Raw genomic sequence first — 20,279 nt, 5'->3', positions numbered from 1 at the left:
ATGCCCCCATTTCTACTCTTGAATATCCGATTCTACGGGCCGGGCATCGAGCATACCCGACTTTACGAAAAAATGCATCCAGTCCACACGAAGCGTGGCTTGGATGCATTTTGCTTGAAGTTGAAGCTGACTTAGCGCCGCATCGTTACGGCTTCAAATTCACCAACTGTTGGATTTCATTTTTCTCCGCAGCATCTGCGGCAATCAGCTTGTCGTAGAGCGCCTGATCCTGCTTGTTCTGCTTTTGCAGCGCGGCCAAGTACCATCTCGTTGCCTGGCGGGTGAAGGACTCCTTCAAGTCATCACTTAATCCGAGCCGCATCATGGCCTCCGCCTGATCATATTTGCCTTGCAGGAAATAAATTTGTCCGAGCGAGAAGCCCATCTGCGGCGTAACCGCAAAGGCATTCCCTTGCGCCTGCTCCTTCGGCAGACTTGCGAGCGTCTGCTGCTGAGCCTCGAAGCGAGCGAACAGTTGCAGCGCCTGCCCCCAATATTTATCCTGAGCGGCCTGATCCTTCTTGTCGAAGGCTTGAAGGCCAAAGCGATTATTCAGATCAATGGCCAACTGGTACAGTTCCACCTTCCAGGCAAAGTTATCAAGCTGAGCAGTCGCCAAATCTAAGGCCGGTTGCACCTCTTCCTTGAGCAGATGACTTTGCAAGCGCTGGAAAATCAAGTTGAAATCATATGGATTTTTCTCACGAGCCTGATCAATCAGCTGTACGGCATCCGTATAAAATTTTTCGTCTTTATTCTGGTTATACACCTGGAACATGATGGCCGACTTCTGCTGCACATATTCCGGCTGCACAGGCCGCGTAGCTAACGCCTGATCGAGCGGCGCGACAATTTGGTTGTAATCCGTAGCGCCGGAGGTCAGCAGTGTAACAGTCGCCTGGAAATTCCGATTGGCGTTCACCAGCTGTACGGACGTGAAAAACATCACCAACGAAATCACCGTGAAGGCCGAAGGAACTGCCCATTTATATGCAGCCGTTTTCGCGAACCAGCTTCCTTTCACCTTGATTGCGTCACCGGAAATCATTCCGCCCAGACACAGGAAAACCAGCAGGCCGATGTACACATAACTCATATTGAAATCGAGTGCGCTATGCACCAGCAACGAAATCGCTATTATATAGAATATAAAGCGTTGGTCCCGCGTCTCCTCATCTTGCTTGACATAATTGCGGATAAAGATGTAAAGAATGGCCGCCAGAATCAGCAGAAAAATAAGCGTGCCGATCAGACCGGTTTCACCTAAATACTGCAAATAGAAGCTGTGAGCCTGACGGCTGGTGTATGGATTGTTCTGGTACTTCTCATATAAGGCAGACCAGCCGCCGCCGCCTGCGCCGAGCAGCGGGTAATCGGAGAACAGCTTGATTGCATCCTTGTAGAAGGTTCCGCGTTCAAGCACGCTATGCTGCTGGAAGTTAATATTTTCGATCCGGGTTCGAATGTTGTCCGGCAGCGCCTTCGTTACCCCTGTGTCAGTGAACAGCAGCACGACCGCAATCGTGCCGACGATGACCGTAATGACAGGGAGCCCAATCTGGGAGAAGCGACGCTGCTGCAGCTTGCTGAACCGAGCGTCCAGCCACGGCTGCACCCAGAGCTGGATCGCTACAGCGAGAGCTGTGTACACTGCGGAAGCGAGCAGCAGCTGCGTCCAGCCGCTTTGGGCCAGGCTGGCATCATATGCCTGAAACAATTGCACCCCGGCGTTTGACACTTGTGTTAGAATGAGAAAGGATGCAATAAAAGCAAGTAAAAGGTGCAGCAGAACCGTCACCTGCCGAGACACCTTCAGGAAAGGAAGGACGATCAGCACCACAATCGGCAAGACGACAAGCGCTCCCCGCGACAAGGTGACGAAGAAAGAAATAATAATCGGAACGACAAACAGGGCGTGCAGCGCGATTGTGTACCAGCGCCTGGACGTAATGACAAAGTGAACGGCAACGAGTAAAATAGCAATTAAATATCCAGCATATGTATTCGCGTACTGAAAAACCGAGGTCAAACGCGGTCCGTTCGAATCTGACATCACCGCGTGCTGGTAATACGGCAGCAGATTCGTGTCAGATATGAACCACTTCACGAGACGGAAGACGCCCTCGCGTTGCCCGAGCCAGTTCAGCAGGCCGAAGAGGACGATCCAGTACGCCGAAGCGACAAGCACCGATTTCAGAAGCGTCAAGCCGAGCTTTTCGTTGGATATATAATACGCCAGCAAAAAGAAGGCCACATAAATGATCTGAATATAGACCATGTTAAACGCCAGCGTTGACGAGGCGGCTCCGATGGTCGATACCAAATAAGTCAGTGGAATCAGCCAGACGGCCACGGCCAGCAGATCAGATGCAGTTTTCATTTTCCAATGGTAAAATAGAAAAATCGAAAACAAAAACAAGATGACGCACGTCCAGGATAATGCCGAGTAAATCGGCCCTTCAAAGCTGGACAAGTTTCCGTTGAACAAGCCCTTCTGAAACGGGGCCCAGAAGAGAAACAAGCTCATCAGGCCAACAATGATCCACAAGAGAATGGAATTTGAAGCAGTTGGCTCGCTGCCAGAAGGCGGTTTTTTGACCCCGCTGGTGTAGCCGTATTGCGGCTTTTTGGTGCTCATGGGTTAGCTCCTTATCTTTTGGTAGAAATGGCGTAGCAGTACGAGGAAATTTTATCATATTTGGCGGGGAGAGGCCAAATATGATTTTAAATTTAGATGTTCTTTGATAAGTTTAGAAAATAATTAATTTCGAGGGGTGCTCCAGAATATGTATAAATCGAATTCGATTTTGAAGTTAGCTTCAGTTCTTTCCGGCACGCAAATCGAAAATTTAATAAATGGTTATCAAGACTGGTTTTATATATTTGAGTTTGCGAATGGTGCATCTACGTCCGTTAGCAGTGATTTAGTAGATACAATTCATCAAACTAGAGCCGATCTTATTTTCCCTATGCTTGATGAAATGTTTAAAGGGAAATGGGGCTCTATGAGCTGTATCGACGTTGCTTGTAATCAAGGCTGGTTTACATCTCAAATTGCTTTAAGGGGAGCTAAAGAAGTTATCGGATTTGATATAAGGGAAGAGCATTTAGAGAAAGCAAAGGTTATCAAACAAATTTCTAACTTAGATAATGTGACGTACATCAACAAAAATTTGTTTGAAGTTAGTCTGCTGAATACAGAGCAGTATGATTTAACACTTTTTTTGGGATTATTATATCATCTGGAAGATCCGATGGGTGCACTAAGAAGAGTGAAAGCTTTAACAAAAAATCTTTGTGTAATTGAGACTCAAGTTGCACGTTCTTCTACTAAAGTTGAGATACTGAATGGCGCTGATACTAACATCAAGCAAGGAGCGGCTGTAGGCATGTTTAGTATTGATGATAATCATACAGCGGATGGAGTGTCTGTTGTTATTGTTCCAACGCTGGCTGCACTTTACCAGATGTTATATGCGGTTGGATTTGATCGCGTGTATCTAGCAGTTCCACCTGAAACAACGTATTCTCAGTACACAAATTTTGATCGTGTTATTTTATTTGCTCAGGTATTGTGAGAAGCTATATAAGCTAATTTTAGAATGCTTATTTCAAGTTTTTGCTGGGGTCTATGTCCTTAATCCTGTGGTGTTTTTTGAATTCAGGATAATATTTCAATAAAATAATTATAGTCTGGGGTAGGAGATGGACAATGGACTACACTGGTGAAAGATTCATTCTTAACTGTGATGGACCTGAAATAGAAGCTGAACACGTTCATCGCTATAATATTATCGCAGATCATATTAAACATCTGAATGTCCTTGATGCAGGTTGTGGCACAGGATACGGTTCCTTTATTCTTTCTCAAAATGCCCTACAAGTAACAGGCGTCGATATTTCTGATGAATCAATCGAATTGTGCAAGCAAACTTACAGCGCCCAAAAAAATTTGAATTTTGTTAAGGCTTCATTAGATGAGCTTCCTTTTAGAACGGCAGAATTCGATTGTATTATAAATTTAGAGGTTATTGAGCACTTGGATGAAACTACGCAAATTGCGTTTTTACGAGAAGCCAAAAGAGTACTAAAACCAGATGGTGTCTTATTTATATCAACTCCCAACAAATCAGTATATACAGACAAAAGTGGTTATAACAACCCATTCCATATTAAGGAATTTTATCGGGATGAATTTACTCAATTTTTAAAGCAAGAATTTGTCGCTGTAAAAATCTTTAATCAGTCACTATACGAGATTTCTTCTATCCTAGAAAACTCTTCGGAGGTTACAAAAGCTCAAATTATTCAGAACGATGGTATTGACGATTCTGAAAAATTTATGATTGCAGTATGTAGTAATAACGCTGAGTCAATAAATTTATATAATTTGAACTCTATTTATAAATATGATACGCAGCTAGGTTTGTGTGTATCAACTTTATATGGTGCAGGGATACAAAAAGAGTATTCAGAAAGTCATAAAGAGAAGACAACGATGATTACTCAAAGCGACAATAAGTTTTCAGTTACTTTTGATATATCCAATTTTTCATCAGCTACTCAATTTCGATTTGATCCTATAGAGAACTATTTTTGTATTTGTAATGTAGAATCCGTTCTGAGTGATGGAAGTGTAAGTTCAGTAATGCCTCTCAACGCTTTGGAGTATTATAGAACGGGATTTGTTTTTCTTAATATTGATCCTCAGTTTGAAATACAAGGGGATTTCAGTGGAGCAACATATCTAACACTAGAGGGATATTTTAAAGTTTTAAGTCATAGTGAAATCGGAGAACTAGTAAATTCTTATTATACTAGAATGAGCAATGAGACTAATTATTCATACTTAATCAAAGAATTCTCTCGGTTTACGGACGAAATAAAATCAACGATTTCTACGCAAAACGCTGATTTGACTATTATTCAAGGGAGCTTGAATAATCAAGAAAAAGTTTTACAGAATCAAAGTGGGTTGCTTGAAAAACAAGTACAACGCTCTGAAGAGACATATCTGAATATCGTAGAAAAAAATAAAATTCTGCAAGATGTTGAGGTTCGATTGGCTGATCAAATTCAACTGTTACAATTTTTGAAAAATTTGCTGCTTAAGCCTGGGAGACTTGCACGGATTTTTTCGAAAATTAGCCGTATATTCTCTAAAACTTAAGTAAATATAAATCAATATATTAAGAATGCAAATTACGAGTTGCACACATTGGGAGGATTTTTTGTGAAAAATGTATTAATTACAGGGGTAGCTGGTTTTCTCGGTTCGTATTTAGCTAAGGAACTCATTAAAAAAGATAATCAGGTTCTTGGTCTAGATAATTTATGCTCTGGAAAGCTTGAAAATTTAAGCGAGTTACTCGAAAATGAACATTTCCAGTTTATAAATGTAGATGTTACTGATAAACATAAACTTCGTGAGATTGATTTAAGCAATATAAATGAAATATATCACCTTGCTTCACCAGCCTCCCCTAAATTCTATCAAGAATCACCTTTTGAAACGATTTCGGTAAATACACTTGGGACTTACAATATGTTACAAATTGCTGAACGAAATAAAGCAAAATTAATTTTTTCAAGCACTAGTGAGGCATACGGAGATCCTGAAGTCCATCCTCAATCAGAAGACTATAAAGGTAATGTGAATACATGGGGACCCAGAGCTTGCTATGATGAAGCTAAAAGATTAGGCGAAGTTATTTGTTATGAATTCTACATGAAAAAAAATGTAGATGTTAAGGTTGTTAGGTTGTTTAATACTTATTCAGCAGGTCTACGAAATGATGACGGAAGAGTTATTTCTAATTTTGTAAACCAAGCTTTACTTGGAAATGATATAACCGTGTATGGGGACGGAACTCAAACGAGATCTTTTTGTTATGTGGATGATAGCATTCAGGCATTACAATTGGTTATGGAAAAAGAGGCAGCTACTGGCCAAATAATTAACATTGGTAATCCAAAGGAATATACAATATTAGATGTCGCAAATCTTGTTAAGCAATTGACGCAAAGTAATAGTCGTATTACATTTCATCCTCTGCCTCAAGATGATCCTAAAGTACGTAGACCTGTGATAGATAAGGCAAAGAGTATTTTAGGATGGGAGCCGAAAATAGATTTGAAAGAGGGGCTAAGTCGGACAATAGATGTTTATAAAGAGAAACTAAATAGGGGAGATCAAAGGTAAATGAATATCGCTTGTGTTGGTGCTGGATATGTTGGATGTGTGACGGGAACTGCTTTCGCGGCGATGGGCTACAATACGACTATTATTGATATTGATGAAGAAAAAATAAATCTGATTCAGCAAAGGAAAAGTCCGATCTATGAGCCGGGTTTAAATGAACTAATTGAAGCTCACTACGGCAAGACATTATTTGCAAGCACTTCATTTCAAACAATACTGAATTGTGATGTAGTTTTTATTTGTGTAGGTACCCCTTCAAATGTGGATGGCACGGCGGATTTAAAGTTTCTAAAGATGGCTTCAGCATCAATAGCGGAATACTTAAATGCTAGTAATTTTACTGTAATCATTAATAAATCTACTGTACCTGTAGGAACGACAGATTTAGTTACTTCAATAGTTGAAAAAAAGTCCGGTTTAAAAAATGGAGTGAATTTTTCCGTAGTCAGTAATCCGGAATTTTTAAGAGAAGGTTATGCACTAGAAGATGTTTTTTTTCCTGATCGTATCGTTGTCGGTTCTGCATCTAGTAAAGCCAGTGATGTAATGAAACAACTATACGCTGGAGTTTTAAAACAAGATGGTTATGAAACTATTAATAAAATAATGAAATTTGATAATAGCTATCGAAAAACACTTTTTTTTGAAACGGATGTCAAGAGCGCGGAGTTAATCAAGTATGCTTCCAATGCTTTCTTGGCTGTTAAAATTAGTTATATTAATGAAGTAGCTAAGCTTTGTGATAAATTGGGGGCAAATGTAACTGATGTAGCTAAAGGAATGGGGCTAGATACCAGAATTGGCGAAAAGTTTTTGCAAGTATCTAGTGGTTGGAGTGGAAGTTGCTTCCCTAAAGATACTGCGGAGCTTCTAAGCACTTCTGAAAATTATGAAAGCGAACTGACTATTGTTAAGGCAGCAATAGAATCAAATGAAAGAATGCATTTATATACAATAGAAAAATTACAACGCCGTTTAAAATCATTAAATGGAAAAACTATTGGAATTTTAGGCCTGACTTTTAAACCGGGTACTGATGATGCCAGAAAGACTCAGGCTTCTAGTATAATTAAAAAACTGCTTAGTTTAGGAGCTAATGTCAAGGTTCATGATCCTCAAGGCGCCGATATGTTTAAAAAATTAAATCAGCATCTTAATATTGAATACTTTGATAGCGCTGAAGAAATTTGTGTCGATGCAGAAGCTGTTGTTTTGTTGACCCATTGGGAAGAGTACTTGAAACTGGATTGGCATAAAATCTACACTCTAATGGGTACCCCCTATTTGCTCGATACTAGAAATTTTCTGTCGAGAGAAGAGTTAATAAGAATAGGCTTTGAGTATGAAGGGTTTGGACTAGGCGGCATTGGAACAAGGTATATATGAAAAAAGTACTTTAAACCTCCTCATAAAAACATCTTGAATAGATCAAAAAAGGTACAACCGCCAGAAAAAAAGAAAAAATTACCATATGGGTTCTAAACTTGAACATGATTGAACTCATTTTTGATTCGTCATGTTCTTGTTTACTTCGGTTAAGTAGTTTTACAATGGGTCAGAGATTATTCGGCTTATACAGATGCTGTAATAGCGAATAAATACTAATAGTGGGAGTGTTCAGATGCAAGTCAGTGTCATAATGGCTGTTTTTAATAGAGCGCCTCTGTTAAAAGATCTTTTAGATCATTGGAGAAAAGTAGATAGGGTCACAAAATATAAGTACGAACTCATTTTTTCGGATGATGCTTCAGGAGATGACTCTGTTGCTATTTTAGAAGGATGCAAAGACCTCCCTATTAAGGTGCTAAAAAATATGCATGGTGGGGCAGCGAGAGCAAGAAATCATGCATACCAGCATGCTACAGGGGAAATCATAATATTTACAGGTGATGATATTTTCCCAAGCCCAAACTTTATAAACGAGCATTACGATTCTTATTTAAAAAATGGGGAAATGTTTGCTACGTTAGGGAGAATAGATTGGCGAGAAGGAATAGAGATGAGCCATCTCATGATTCATATTACGGATATAGGGTGTGAACAGTTTGGGTTTGTAGGAATGAAACCTTTTGAGATAGTTGATTTTAGACACTTTTACACTTCCAATATTAGTGTTTCTCGAAAACAACTTGCTCAATTCGAGTATCTATTCCATCCAGATTTTAAAAAAGCTAACTTTGAGGATATTGAATTAGGATACCGATTGTCTAAAAAAGGTGTTAAAATCATCTATAATCCTAATATACTAGGGTATCATGATCATGTTTATTCAAGTGTTGATAAGTATTGTAAACGGCAACTTACTGCTGGGGAGGAAATGAATACATTTAAACGCCTTCATCCAGAACTTAAGCAAGAGGAAATAAAATTTGATATAGACAATTTTTATGATAAGTATGTTAATTACGAAAATTCAAATAAAGTTATAGATGTTGTGGCCGATTCTGGTCGGATCATGATTTATTTCATTAAGAAAATATCAAAGATTTTGGAGAAAGCTATTAGCAAATCAGATGTTTATACGTTTAAAGTGATCTGTTCTCGGATATATTCGATTGTGTTTAGTTATTATATGTACTTAGGTTTGGCTACTGGATATGATCAAGTAAAGAAAAGAAATAATAAAAAAGCCAAGCGATTTGTTTTCCGTTATTTATTTTATGGTAAAGCCCAAGTTTTTTTTGATAAAGACAATAATTTTAATGAAGAAAATTCTGTTATTTATGCTACGGCAGGTGAGCAGGTACAGAATATTAAAATTGACATGGGCAATAAAGTTGTTGGTCGTATTCGTTTAGATCCATTAAATAGCTTCTGTAAAGTTAAGTTGCTTCAGGCGAATGCTTACTTAAATGACGGCTCAATTGAAAACATAAATTTTATCTATAGCAATGCCAAAACTTATACCGATGGCTACTATGATTTTTCTGAAGAGTCGGACCCTATTTTAATTAGTGAGCTATTGCCTGAAAGAACAAAATTCATCGAAGTAAAGTATCGAATCGACTATTTACTGATGAAAAAGTTTATCGGTTATACAAAGTTTACTTTGAAATCTGCGGTAAAGGTGTTAAAGAAATCTAAACGAATATTTGGGAAATTAAAAAAAAAAGATAAACCTCAAATTGTAACTACTATTGAACCTCAGACACAAAGAAAAATTTGGGTGTCCATTAAAGCACCTAAGGACCAAAACGCCACATCGTTACTTAAGGAATATCAAACGATATGCTCTTTTTTGCCCAATGTTCACATTAGTTTAAAGGAATGCAATACGAAAGATTATTTTGAGTATGTTTATGAAGTTTCGAATATAGAGCAAGCCATGGAGAAAGCTCCTTTTTTAAATGCAATATTATGTCTTTTGAATTATAATTATGATTTTGTGATTGTGTCAGACAATATGGACTATTTTCCATTTTTGTATGGACATTCTTTCTACGAATCAACTATTACTGCAAGTTGGCTTTTCCCGTATTGGAATAAAAGCGAAGATCCAATAGCTTGTACTGGTAAGTTTATTAGAATTCCAGGCAGTAGGCAATTGAAAGATAGGATAAATTTGCATGATAAATTTCATGAAATGAGATCTATAAATAATAACATACTGTTCATTCAAGAAACAAAAAGCATCTATGCATATAGCCAAATGGAGGTTAAACCTTTAGTTAAAAGGAAGCCAATTATTTTTGTTTTACCAATATTTATGGCTGTTGGTGGAGTAGAGCGTAATACAATTGAAATTATGATGAGATTATATAACGAATATGATTTTGTCATAATTACTTTTGAGTCTCATCGTCCTGAACAAGGCAGCTTATTTTACCAAGTCACTAATTTAAGTTTGGCTTATTATGATTTTGCCGAAATTTCGTCATCAGATCAATATATAAACTTGCTTTCTTCACTGAAGCATGCTTATGATCCAGACTTAGTCTGGATTTGCAACAGCTCGCCTTGGACAATGGAGAATTCCTCAAACTTGAGACAAACCTTCAATAATATACCTATAGTGGTGCAGGATGTTTATGATTTTCAATATGGATGGATTGAATATTACAATAGGCCTGCAGTGCATGCTTATGATAGATTTATTGCGATTAATCAAAAAATACAAGATAAATTTATTAATTCTTTTGGGATTAAGAGTAATAATATTGATTTGGTCTACTCGGCGACAAATACCGAGGCAATTCAGAAATTAACTGCCCGAAATTATTCGAGAATTGAAGTGCTTGAAAGTTTGAATTTTAATCCAGATAAATTATACTTTGCTTTTATAGGAAGGTTTACCGAGCAAAAACAGCCTCACAAAGTATTCGACCTTGCTAAATATGTGGTAGCTAACTATCCAAATATAAATTTTGTTATGATAGGTGATGGAGAACTAGCTGTCCAAATCGATGAGTTAATCGCAAATAATAACCTTGGGGATCGCATTCATCGAATAAAGTATATAGAAAATGTGTCAACTGTAACCAAAGCCATGGATGGATTAATAATAACGTCTATCTATGAAGGTTTGCCTATTGTGACCATTGAAGCAATGTGTGTGGGCACTCCGATCTTTTCTACAGATGTAGGTGATGTAGCTCTATTCGTAAATAATGATAAAAGTGGTATGATTTCAAAAGGTCACGAGATTGAAGTAATCATACGGGATTTTAAAAATTTTATCCGCAATTTAGATACGTACAAACAAAATTCTCTAATGTCTGTTGAGAAAAATATATATTTCTTTTCTTCGCAAAGAGCTGCTGAGCTAATGAAAGAGTCTTTTCATAAAGCTATAGCGAAGTATCGAAGTGAATAAAAGAAAGGAGTATCGAGAGGGGACACAACTTGAACGTTCTTCAACAAATTTGGTCAAGTAGATATCTTTTGCTTAATATGTCAATTAATGAGTTCAAGAGCCGGTACTCCGGATCTTATTTTGGGATCATTTGGGCTGTCGTACAACCCATAATGACTATATTAATTTTCTGGTTTGTGTTTCAGGTTGGTTTTCGTGCACAGCCTATTTCTGATGTTCCATTTATTTTGTGGTTATGCGCAGCTATGATTCCTTGGAATTTCTTTGCCGATGCCATAATTAATGGAACAGGGGCATTTACTAGCTATTCATTTGTGGTCAAAAAATTGGTATTTAAAATTGCTTTGCTTCCACTTGTAAAAGTTGTATCCTCACTTTTTTTAAATGTAGCTTTCAACTTTTTACTAATATTATTATTCACAATATACGGAAAGTTTCCTGGTATACATTTAATTAGTATTTTATACTACAATATTTGTCTGATAGTGCTTGTTACTTGTATGTCTTATTTCCTATCGACACTTAATGTTTTTGTTAAGGATACGGCTCAAATAGTGGGAATATTTCTTCAATTTGGGATATGGCTTACACCAATTATGTGGGAAGAAAGAATTATCCCGGAAAATTATCACTGGTTGATCAAACTAAATCCAATTTATTACATTGTAGAGGGTTTCAGGGAATCGCTTATAAATGGAGTTTGGTTTTACGAGCATCCGATTCAAACTCTCTATTTTTGGTTCTTTACTGCTATTTCAGGGATGTGTGGATTTTTTTTCTATAGGAAATTGAAGCCACATTTTGCGGATGTGCTTTAGAGAAGTACTTTTAGGTAGCGGAGCTTTATGCGGTTTAACCGGAGGTAATGACAGTGTCTGATTATTTAATTAGAGTAAGTAACTTATCTAAAATCTATAAACTGTATTCAAGTCCTATGGATAGGGTGAAAGAAGTATTTAGTATTGCCCAAAAAAAATATCATAAAAATTTTTACGCTTTAGATAACGTTTCGTTTAATGTAAAGCGTGGAGAAACTGTGGGGATAATAGGGAAGAATGGATCTGGAAAATCCACATTATTAAAGATTGTTTCAGGAATTTCCACTCCTTCATCAGGTACAGTTTCAGTATCGGGGAATCTTTCGGCATTGCTTGAACTGGGCGCAGGATTTAATGGTGATCTTTCTGGTATGGAAAATATATACTTAAACGGAACCCTGCTTGGATATTCAAAAGAATACGTACAAAATAGTATCGAAGCTATACTAGATTTTGCTGATATTGGCGATTTTATTTATCAACCAGTTAAAACATACTCAAGTGGTATGTTTGTCAGATTAGCTTTTGCGATTGCAATTAATATTAATCCAGAAATTCTTATAGTCGATGAAGCGCTTAGTGTTGGAGACACACGTTTTCAACAAAAATGCTATCGTAAAATTAGAGAAATTAAAAAAACAGGTACTGTACTTTTTGTAAGTCATGATACAGGAGCTTTGGCTAACTTTTGTGATCGCATTATATGGATGGATGGCGGACGAATATTTAAAGAAGGACGTCCAGATAAAATCTTGGATGAGTATCAAGCTTTTATGAGTTATGATATTAAAGAAATGCAGTCTGTAGCTGTATACAGTAACGAGAGTAGTAATGAGAACGCTGAAAATGTAATTACGTCACGACCGCAGGCTTTTGGAAATGGAAATGCTTATTTTGAAGCAGTTAGACTGATTAATAATGAAACAAAAAAAGAATGTAGTATTATAACAGGTGGAGACGAAGTTTGTATTTATTTTAAAATAATAGTGAAAAAAGATATAGAAATGCCTATATTAGGATTCTCTCTAAAGGATTCATTGGGTAATAGTGTAATTGTTACTAATACACATTTTGAAAAAGTAGTTTTAGAGCCAATGCTCAAAGGTCATGAATATCAGTATAGATATATAATTAACTTTCCATTTCTGAGAAGTGGGAAATATTCACTTGATATAGCACTGGCAAACGGTACTTATCATGCACATGAGCAAATTCAATGGATCAACGATGTGTTGATTATTGTTGTAAAAGATGACAGGCCTTATCAAGAAGGACGAGGGTTTCTAGTTCCACGCGAAATTCGGTTCGAAAAGGTTTACTAAAACGCTATGTTTTTATCAGAATATCGATCGATACTCATTAATTAGGAAGGGATGATCTTGTGCTGTTTAAGCGAAAATCATCTGCGAATCAGAATATTAAAGTAAGTGTAGTGATTCCACTCTTTAATCATGAAAAGTATATCGGTGAAGCAATGAAAAGCGTGCTGAACCAGACCCATGAAAACCTCGAGTTAATTGTAATTGATGACGGTTCTAGAGATAGATCTTTTGAAGTTGCGAATGAATTTAAAGATTCTCGTCTTACTGTGATTTCACAAGTGAATAAAGGTGCACATAACACCATTAACCGTGGCCTAGACTTGGCAGTAGGACATTTTTTGACTATTTTGAATTCAGATGATGTATTTGAAAAAGATCGTTTAGAGAAATGTGTTAATTATCTACAGTCTGATAAAGAAACACAACTAGTATGTTCGTATATTAAAATTATTGACGATAAAAGTCATGTTTTAGGTGTGAAAAAGGGTTGGGAAAACATGGAGCCTTGGCCTGTAGCTAACAAAGAAAAGACATTTGCTAAAAGAAAGGATTTCAATACAAACTTGTTGATGTCAAATTTCATATCAACAACGAGCAATATGTTTTTTACTAGAAAGTTATATCAGGCGATTGGAGGCATGCGTAATTTACGATTTGCGCACGACTGGGACTTTGCGCTTAGAGCTGCTGAACACGGAAAGTGCTCAATTATAGAAGAAAGTTTAATGAGATATCGTATTCATGGAACTAACACGATTCATACTAATCGTAAACACATGCTTTTTGAAATTTGTTGGATCTATGCAGCTCATTTGAAACGTTTTGAAGGGATTGATATTTTTAAGAATAACTCTTTCGATAGCTTTGAAGAAGTAGCAGAGTCTATAAATTTACAAGGCAATGATAAGCTTGTTTGGTTATTGCTTTCGTATTTTACAGCGGCCCGCAAGCAGGGTAAAGTAGAGCCCGAATTAGAACTTCTTAATGACACAACACTTAGGGAGTCATTGTTCAAATACATTGTGGAGTAATCGGAGGAATAATGGGTATCTCAAAATATATTATTCTTGGTTGTGGCTATTTAGGATATCATTTAGCTCAATATTTTCAATCGATAGGTAATGAAGTTGTGGTTTTGGGAAGACCATCTTACTATAGGGATAAATTGCACCCATCAATTTTATTTTATGAGTCAGATTTGTTTAAGGTCGAACAGTATGAACACCATATTTCTCAGGGAGCAATTGTAGTACACGCTGTAAATCATCTAAATGCAACAAATACCTTAGAATATCTGGCGCAAGACATTCAGACAAATTACTTATCCTTTTTGCAATTAATAAATGTTTGTGAAAAAAAGAAAATCCACAAATTTGTATTTTTGTCATCTGCCGGTACCGTCTATGGTAATTCTTTATCTACACTCATAAAAGAAGATAATCCTTTAAAGCCTATTAATATCTATGGTCTTCAAAAAGTTTTTTTTGAAAACTTACTTTGGATAAAAAAGATGGAGTGCAGTGATTTCTTCTATATTACATTGCGAGTTTCAAATCCATATGGTGGTTATCAAGATCCTTTAAAAAAACAAGGTATTGTTCCTATTCTTATAAACAAAGTATTAACCCAAGAAGTAATGGAAATGTGGGTGAGTCTTGATACAATACGTGATTTTATTTATATAGATGACCTAGTCGAGGCAACGAGCTTGATTATAACTAAATGCCATACATCTGGAACTGTGTTTAATGTGGGTAGCGGAATCGGAACTAGGCTGGAAACTTTAATTGCATTAGTCGAAAACAAACTAGGAAGAAAATTGCAAATAATTAATAGACAACCCGACACAGCCGTTATTCACTCGAATATATTAGATATAAATAAATTGAGGGAAGTGGGTTTTTCCCCTAAAGTTGGTATTTCCGAAGGCATGGATCGTATGCTAAACATGATCGAGCGCCACTAAAGTCCACGCTTACAGAGTTTAATCAATCATATCTTGAGAAGAGGGAAGCATCATGAAAGGAATCATCCTAGCCGGAGGAACAGGGTCCCGCCTGTATCCTCTAACCAAAGTTACCAACAAGCATCTTCTACCAGTAGGTAAATATCCGATGATTTTTCATTCTGTGGCTAAACTAAAAGAAGCTGGAATCGTTGATATTCTCATTGTGACCGGCAAAGACCATATGGGCGACGTAGTTAACCTGCTGGGCAGTGGTACCGATCTGGGGGTTACCTTCACTTACAAAGTTCAGGACGAGGCAGGTGGAATTGCGCAAGCGTTAGGTCTAGCTGAGCAGTTCGTGAATAAAGATCAAATGGTCGTTATTCTTGGAGATAATGTGTTCTCGGCAAGTGTGGTTCCCTTTGTTCAAAATTTTCAGGATCAACAAGCTGGAGCCAAAATTTTAATTCAGGAAGTCCATGATCCTAAACGATATGGCGTACCTGAATTAGAAGGCCAGCATATTGTGTCTATTGAGGAAAAGCCACAAAATCCTAAGAGCAGCTATGCGGTTACGGGAATCTATATGTTTGATCATCAAGTCTTTGATATTGTGAAAACACTCAAGCCATCTCATCGCGGTGAACTGGAGATTACCGATGTCAATAACGCATATATTAAACAGGGCCAACTCACGTATGATGTTTTAGAGGGCTGGTGGACGGATGCTGGAACGCATGAGTCGCTTGCTAAAGCAAATGAATTGGCTAAAGAAATTTTGTTCGGTGAAGAGTTTGGCAAGCTAAAACTATAGGCAGGTGTGGGATGAACATCATATCGACGAAGCTGGATGGGGTTGTGATCATTGAACCTCCCGTATTTGGGGATCACCGTGGTTTTTTTTCGGAGAGCTACAATGAAAGCAAGTTTAAGGATGCAGGGCTGCATCTGAGCTTTGTTCAAGACAATCACTCGTTATCTGTAGAGGCTGGCGTGATTCGCGGATTACATTATCAGTTGCCGCCCAAAGCCCAGACGAAGCTGGTTCGGGTAACGGCAGGTGCGATATATGATGTGGCCGTGGATATTCGCCGCAGTTCGCCGACCTTCGGGCAGTGGATTGGCGTTATTCTCAGTGCGTCTAATAAAAGACAATTGCTTGTTCCTAAAGGGTTTGCACATGGATTTTGTACGATTGTGCCTAATACCGAAGTATTATACAAGGTAGATGAGTTTTATTCGCCTGAGCATGATCGTGGTCTTGCTTGGAATGATCCTGATCTCGGTATTGATTGGCCGACGAATCAGCCGATATTGTCTGCGAAGGATGGGACGCATCCTAACCTGAAGGACGCAGAGCAACTATTTGAATAGCGGAGGCCTCAGTATGAAAATATTGATTACCGGTGGAGCCGGATTTATAGGCAGTAATTTCGTCATGTATGTTTTAAACAAGTACCCGCATTATGAAGTTATTAATGTAGATGCGCTAACATACGCCGGGAACCTGGAAAATTTGGCGAGTGTGCAAGGGCAGTCGAATTATCGGTTTGTCAAAGCTGATATTACGGACGCAGCAGCCGTGGAAACCTTGTTCCAGCAAGGTGTTGATATCGTGGTAAACTTTGCCGCGGAATCTCATGTGGACCGCAGCATCACAGACCCGCAGATTTTCTTGAAAACAAATATACTTGGTACGCAAATATTGCTCGATGCAGCGAAAGCCCACGGCGTGAGCAAATTCGTTCAAGTTTCAACGGACGAAGTATACGGCTCCTTGGGAGACACGGGGCTGTTCACGGAGGAGACTCCGCTTGCTCCCAATAGTCCTTATTCGGCCAGTAAAGCCGGCGGGGATCTAATTGTTAGAGCGTACCACGAGACATATGGCATGAACGTCAACATCACGCGCTGCTCAAACAACTATGGTCCTTATCAATTCCCGGAAAAACTCATTCCGCTGATTATTGCCAATGCGCTCGCTGACAAACCTTTGCCGGTGTATGGTGACGGATTAAATGTACGAGATTGGCTGTATGTAGAGGATCATTGCAGCGCGATTGATCTGGTTATGCATAACGGGGTCAGCGGTGAGGTCTATAATATTGGCGGCAATAATGAACGAACCAATATTCATATTGTGCAGACGATTCTCTGTGAGCTGGGCAAGCCGGAGAGCCTGATTCAGTATGTAAAGGATCGCCCGGGTCATGATCGCCGGTACGGCATTGATGCAACCAAAATTACGCAAGAGCTGGGCTGGAAGCCAGTCTATCACTTTGAGTCGGGCATTAAAGCAACGATTCAATGGTATTTGGAAAACGAAGATTGGTGGCAGCGAATTCAGTCTGGGGATTATCAAGCGTATTTTGCCAAGCAATATGCGGACCGTCTGGGTGAGTCATCGTGAGGGTGCTTGTAACGGGAGCTACCGGGCAACTGGGACATGATGTTGTTTCGCTGTTCAGCCAAGCTCATGAAGTTCTAGGGGTAGGAAGTCAGCAGCTGGATATTACGAACCTTGAGCCATGCATGGAGCAGGTGGGCAAATTCCAGCCGGATGTGATCGTCCACTGTGCGGCCTATACGGCGGTGGATCAGGCGGAGCAGGACGAGGACGCAGCCTATGCGGTTAATGCGGTCGGTACACGCAATTTGTTGCTGGCGGCTCAGGCTGCTGGCAGCAAGTTTTGCTATATTAGTACGGATTATGTGTTTGATGGCAAGGGAACGTCGCCTTACCGGGAGTACGACAACACGAATCCGACCGGCGTATACGGCAAGTCCAAGCGTGCGGGCGAGATGCTGGTCCAGAGCTTATCCAGCCAATTTTTTATCGTGCGTACCTCGTGGGTCTATGGGCTGCACGGGAATAACTTCGTCAAGACGATGCTGAAGCTGGCCGCGGATCGGGATCAATTAAAGGTAGTTCATGATCAGCTTGGGTCACCTACCTTTACCGAGGATTTGAGCTTGTTTTTGCTTGAGCTGGTCCAAACCGAAAAGTATGGCATCTATCATGCTTCCAATTCGGGGAGCTGCTCTTGGTATGAGTTTGCCAAAGCTATCTTCGAAGAAGCTGGAGTAACGATTCAAGTTGATCCTTGCACAACTGACGAGTTTCCACGTCCCGCGCCGCGTCCTCCGTATTCCGTGATGGAGCATCTGGCAATCCGCACGAATGGGTTTCAGGATTTGCGGCCGTGGCGAGACGGCTTGCGTGTTTTTCTTGGCAAATATTTGGCTGAGAACGAACTGCGTTCATCTAAGTAGCATATTGAAATTTGAAGCAAGTGGGCTATGCCTCTTGCTTTTTTCATTAGAGTAACTTCAAAGGGAATGGATTTCATGAACCGAGACGCATTCGAGACAGCCGTGCTTCTCTCCACGTACAACGGGGAGCGATATCTGGAAGCTTTGCTGGAATCGCTCCTCCAACAGAGTGATCAAGATTTTATCCTCATCGTTCGGGATGACGGATCTACGGATCGGACGCTCGCCATCTTGCAAGAGCAGATGCCTGTTTTCCGTCAGGTTTTGCGGATCGAAGACAGGCAAAACCTCGGCGCCAAGCTTAGCTTTGCTCGTCTGATGGAGATGGCGCTGCAGCAGGAGGGCATCCAATATCTGATGTTTTGCGATCAGGACGATATATGGCTGCCTGAGAAAATCCGCCTAAGCAAGGAGCAGATGAGGCTGCGCGAGCAGGAGTGCGGGGCGTCAACTCCGTTGCTGCTGCACAGCGATCTTAGGGTAGTTAATGCTGAACTGGGGTTGATGTCGGAGTCTTTTGTGAAGTATCAGAACCTCAATCCCGCGCAAGCCTCGCTTCACCGGCTGCTTGCGCAAAATATGGCAACCGGCTGTACGATGATCCTGAATCGCAGACTGGCGGAGCTGTCCAGTCCCGTGGCCCCTGAATCTGTTATGCACGACTGGTGGATTGCGCTTGTGGCGTCGGCATTTGGCCGGATTTATTTTATGCCGGAGGCTCAGATTTTGTACAGGCAGCATGGCTCGAATACGCTGGGGGCTACCCAGTATTCGATTTCAGGCCAAACCTATGCCGTGTATAAGAAAAAATCGGTATCCTTCCTGTTCGATCAGGCCGCCGCATTTCTCAGAAGCTATGAGCAGCAGTTGTCTGCCGCTGATCGTAAGCTGCTGGAGCAGTTTATCAATTTGAAGAAAACAACCGGGTATCGTACAATACAAGTAGTTTTCCGCTACAAGTTTTTCAAGCATGGCTGGTTGCGCAATCTTGGATTTTTGATGAAACTGTTAATAGCAAAGGACTAATTATGGAACTTAGTGTAATTATTCTTAATTTCAACACCCCTGAGTTGACCTTAAATTGCTTGCGGAGTGTCAAACGATCGGTGATGGCTGGCTCTTGTGAGCTGATTGTTGTAGACAATGCCTCGTCCGATGATTCGGTTGAGCGGATTCAGGGGGAATTTGGGCAGGAGATTACACTGATTGCCAACCCCGACAACAAAGGCTTCTCCAAAGCCAACAACCAGGCAATGAGGGTCGCACGCGGCCGTTATGTGCTGCTGCTGAACTCCGACACGATTGTGCAGCCGGATACGCTGCAGACGATGGTGCAGTTTATGGATGAGCACTCGAAGGTTGGAGCGGCGGGTTGTAAGGTTGTCCTGCCTGACGGGTCGCTGGACAAGGCATGCCGACGCGGCTTTCCGACGCCGTCTGCTTCTTTTTATTATGCGTTTGGCGTGTCCAGGCTGTTTCCTGACAACCCGCGATTTAATCAATACCAACTCGGCTACTTGGACCCTGATCAGGATTATCCGGTCGATTGTCTGGTCGGCGCGTTTATGATGGTGCGTCAGGAGGCGATCAGGCAGGTCGGGCTGCTGGATGAGGATTTTTTTATGTATGGCGAGGACATTGATTGGTGTTATAGAATTAAGGCAGCAGGCTGGGCGATTCATTATTATCCGTACACGCAAATTATTCATTACAAGGGAGCCAGCAGCCGCCGGAAGCCGTTCAAGATCATCTATGAGTTTCATCGGGCGATGGTGCTGTTTCACCGGAAGCATTATGCGAAAAAATATCCGGCTATTGTGAACGGTTTGGTGTATACTGGAATTACAGTGAAGCTGTTGCTTTCTATTGTACGAAACAGATTTGGATCGGTGAGGTGAGGACC

Annotated in this window: 16 protein-coding genes; 15 read left to right on the top strand and 1 reads right to left on the bottom strand. The window is 39.9% G+C overall.

Annotated features, from left to right (window positions below; genetic code table 11):
- Positions 1 to 145: 145 nt before the first annotated feature.
- Entirely contained in the window at positions 146 to 2,638 is a 2,493-nt protein-coding gene (locus AC6ROY_RS07420) for an O-antigen ligase family protein (protein WP_500099553.1), read from the bottom strand.
- Positions 2,639 to 2,786: 148 nt separating this feature from the next.
- Here AC6ROY_RS07420 and AC6ROY_RS07415 point away from each other — a divergent pair, with 148 nt between their 5' ends.
- The 15 genes from AC6ROY_RS07415 (at position 2,787) to AC6ROY_RS07345 (ending at position 20,274) form a co-directional block, all read left to right on the top strand.
- Positions 2,787 to 3,578, top strand: a complete 792-nt coding sequence (locus tag AC6ROY_RS07415) for a class I SAM-dependent methyltransferase (RefSeq protein ID WP_500099551.1) — start codon at positions 2,787 to 2,789, stop codon at positions 3,576 to 3,578.
- A gap of 134 nt (positions 3,579 to 3,712) precedes the next feature.
- Positions 3,713 to 5,170 carry a class I SAM-dependent methyltransferase gene (locus AC6ROY_RS07410; RefSeq protein WP_500099549.1) on the top strand — a complete coding sequence of 486 codons (1,458 nt, stop codon included), beginning with the start codon at positions 3,713 to 3,715 and terminating at the stop codon, positions 5,168 to 5,170.
- A 63-nt stretch (positions 5,171 to 5,233) separates the two neighbouring features.
- On the top strand, positions 5,234 to 6,202 hold the full coding sequence (locus tag AC6ROY_RS07405; RefSeq protein WP_500099548.1) for a GDP-mannose 4,6-dehydratase: 969 nt from the start codon (positions 5,234 to 5,236) through the stop codon (positions 6,200 to 6,202).
- Positions 6,203 to 7,588: a UDP-glucose dehydrogenase family protein gene (locus AC6ROY_RS07400; protein ID WP_500099547.1), complete on the top strand. Its 1,386-nt coding sequence runs from the start codon at positions 6,203 to 6,205 to the stop codon at positions 7,586 to 7,588. It begins immediately after the preceding gene.
- Positions 7,589 to 7,823: 235 nt separating this feature from the next.
- The gene (locus AC6ROY_RS07395) at positions 7,824 to 11,015 is read left to right on the top strand and encodes a glycosyltransferase (RefSeq protein WP_500099545.1); all 3,192 of its coding nucleotides are present in this window, start codon (positions 7,824 to 7,826) and stop codon (positions 11,013 to 11,015) included.
- A 29-nt stretch (positions 11,016 to 11,044) separates the two neighbouring features.
- Positions 11,045 to 11,833 carry an ABC transporter permease gene (locus tag AC6ROY_RS07390; RefSeq protein WP_500099543.1) on the top strand — a complete coding sequence of 263 codons (789 nt, stop codon included), beginning with the start codon at positions 11,045 to 11,047 and terminating at the stop codon, positions 11,831 to 11,833.
- A 53-nt stretch (positions 11,834 to 11,886) separates the two neighbouring features.
- Positions 11,887 to 13,155, top strand: coding sequence for an ABC transporter ATP-binding protein (locus AC6ROY_RS07385; RefSeq protein WP_500099542.1), 1,269 nt, complete (start codon positions 11,887 to 11,889; stop codon positions 13,153 to 13,155).
- 59 nt (positions 13,156 to 13,214) lie between these two features.
- A complete protein-coding gene (locus AC6ROY_RS07380) occupies positions 13,215 to 14,186 on the top strand; it encodes a glycosyltransferase (RefSeq protein ID WP_500099541.1) in 972 nt (323 codons plus the stop codon).
- A gap of 11 nt (positions 14,187 to 14,197) precedes the next feature.
- The gene (locus AC6ROY_RS07375) at positions 14,198 to 15,121 is read left to right on the top strand and encodes an NAD-dependent epimerase/dehydratase family protein (RefSeq protein WP_500099539.1); all 924 of its coding nucleotides are present in this window, start codon (positions 14,198 to 14,200) and stop codon (positions 15,119 to 15,121) included.
- 52 nt (positions 15,122 to 15,173) lie between these two features.
- Positions 15,174 to 15,917, top strand: a complete 744-nt coding sequence (locus AC6ROY_RS07370; protein ID WP_500099537.1) for a sugar phosphate nucleotidyltransferase — start codon at positions 15,174 to 15,176, stop codon at positions 15,915 to 15,917.
- An 11-nt stretch (positions 15,918 to 15,928) separates the two neighbouring features.
- Positions 15,929 to 16,477 carry a dTDP-4-dehydrorhamnose 3,5-epimerase gene (rfbC, locus tag AC6ROY_RS07365; protein WP_500099536.1) on the top strand — a complete coding sequence of 183 codons (549 nt, stop codon included), beginning with the start codon at positions 15,929 to 15,931 and terminating at the stop codon, positions 16,475 to 16,477.
- A gap of 13 nt (positions 16,478 to 16,490) precedes the next feature.
- The gene (rfbB, locus tag AC6ROY_RS07360; RefSeq protein WP_500099535.1) at positions 16,491 to 17,513 is read left to right on the top strand and encodes a dTDP-glucose 4,6-dehydratase; all 1,023 of its coding nucleotides are present in this window, start codon (positions 16,491 to 16,493) and stop codon (positions 17,511 to 17,513) included.
- Positions 17,510 to 18,376, top strand: coding sequence for a dTDP-4-dehydrorhamnose reductase (gene rfbD, locus AC6ROY_RS07355; RefSeq protein WP_500099534.1), 867 nt, complete (start codon positions 17,510 to 17,512; stop codon positions 18,374 to 18,376). The genes rfbB and rfbD overlap by 4 nt, the downstream gene beginning before the upstream one ends.
- A gap of 75 nt (positions 18,377 to 18,451) precedes the next feature.
- Complete coding sequence (locus tag AC6ROY_RS07350; RefSeq protein WP_500099533.1) at positions 18,452 to 19,402, top strand: glycosyltransferase family 2 protein; 951 nt, start codon at positions 18,452 to 18,454, stop codon at positions 19,400 to 19,402.
- Between the two features lie 2 nt (positions 19,403 to 19,404).
- Positions 19,405 to 20,274, top strand: coding sequence for a glycosyltransferase family 2 protein (locus tag AC6ROY_RS07345; protein WP_500099532.1), 870 nt, complete (start codon positions 19,405 to 19,407; stop codon positions 20,272 to 20,274).
- Positions 20,275 to 20,279 lie beyond the last annotated feature (5 nt).

The organism is Paenibacillus sp. sg306046, from assembly GCF_059821225.1.
This window is presented reverse-complemented; position numbering and strand designations above follow the sequence as displayed.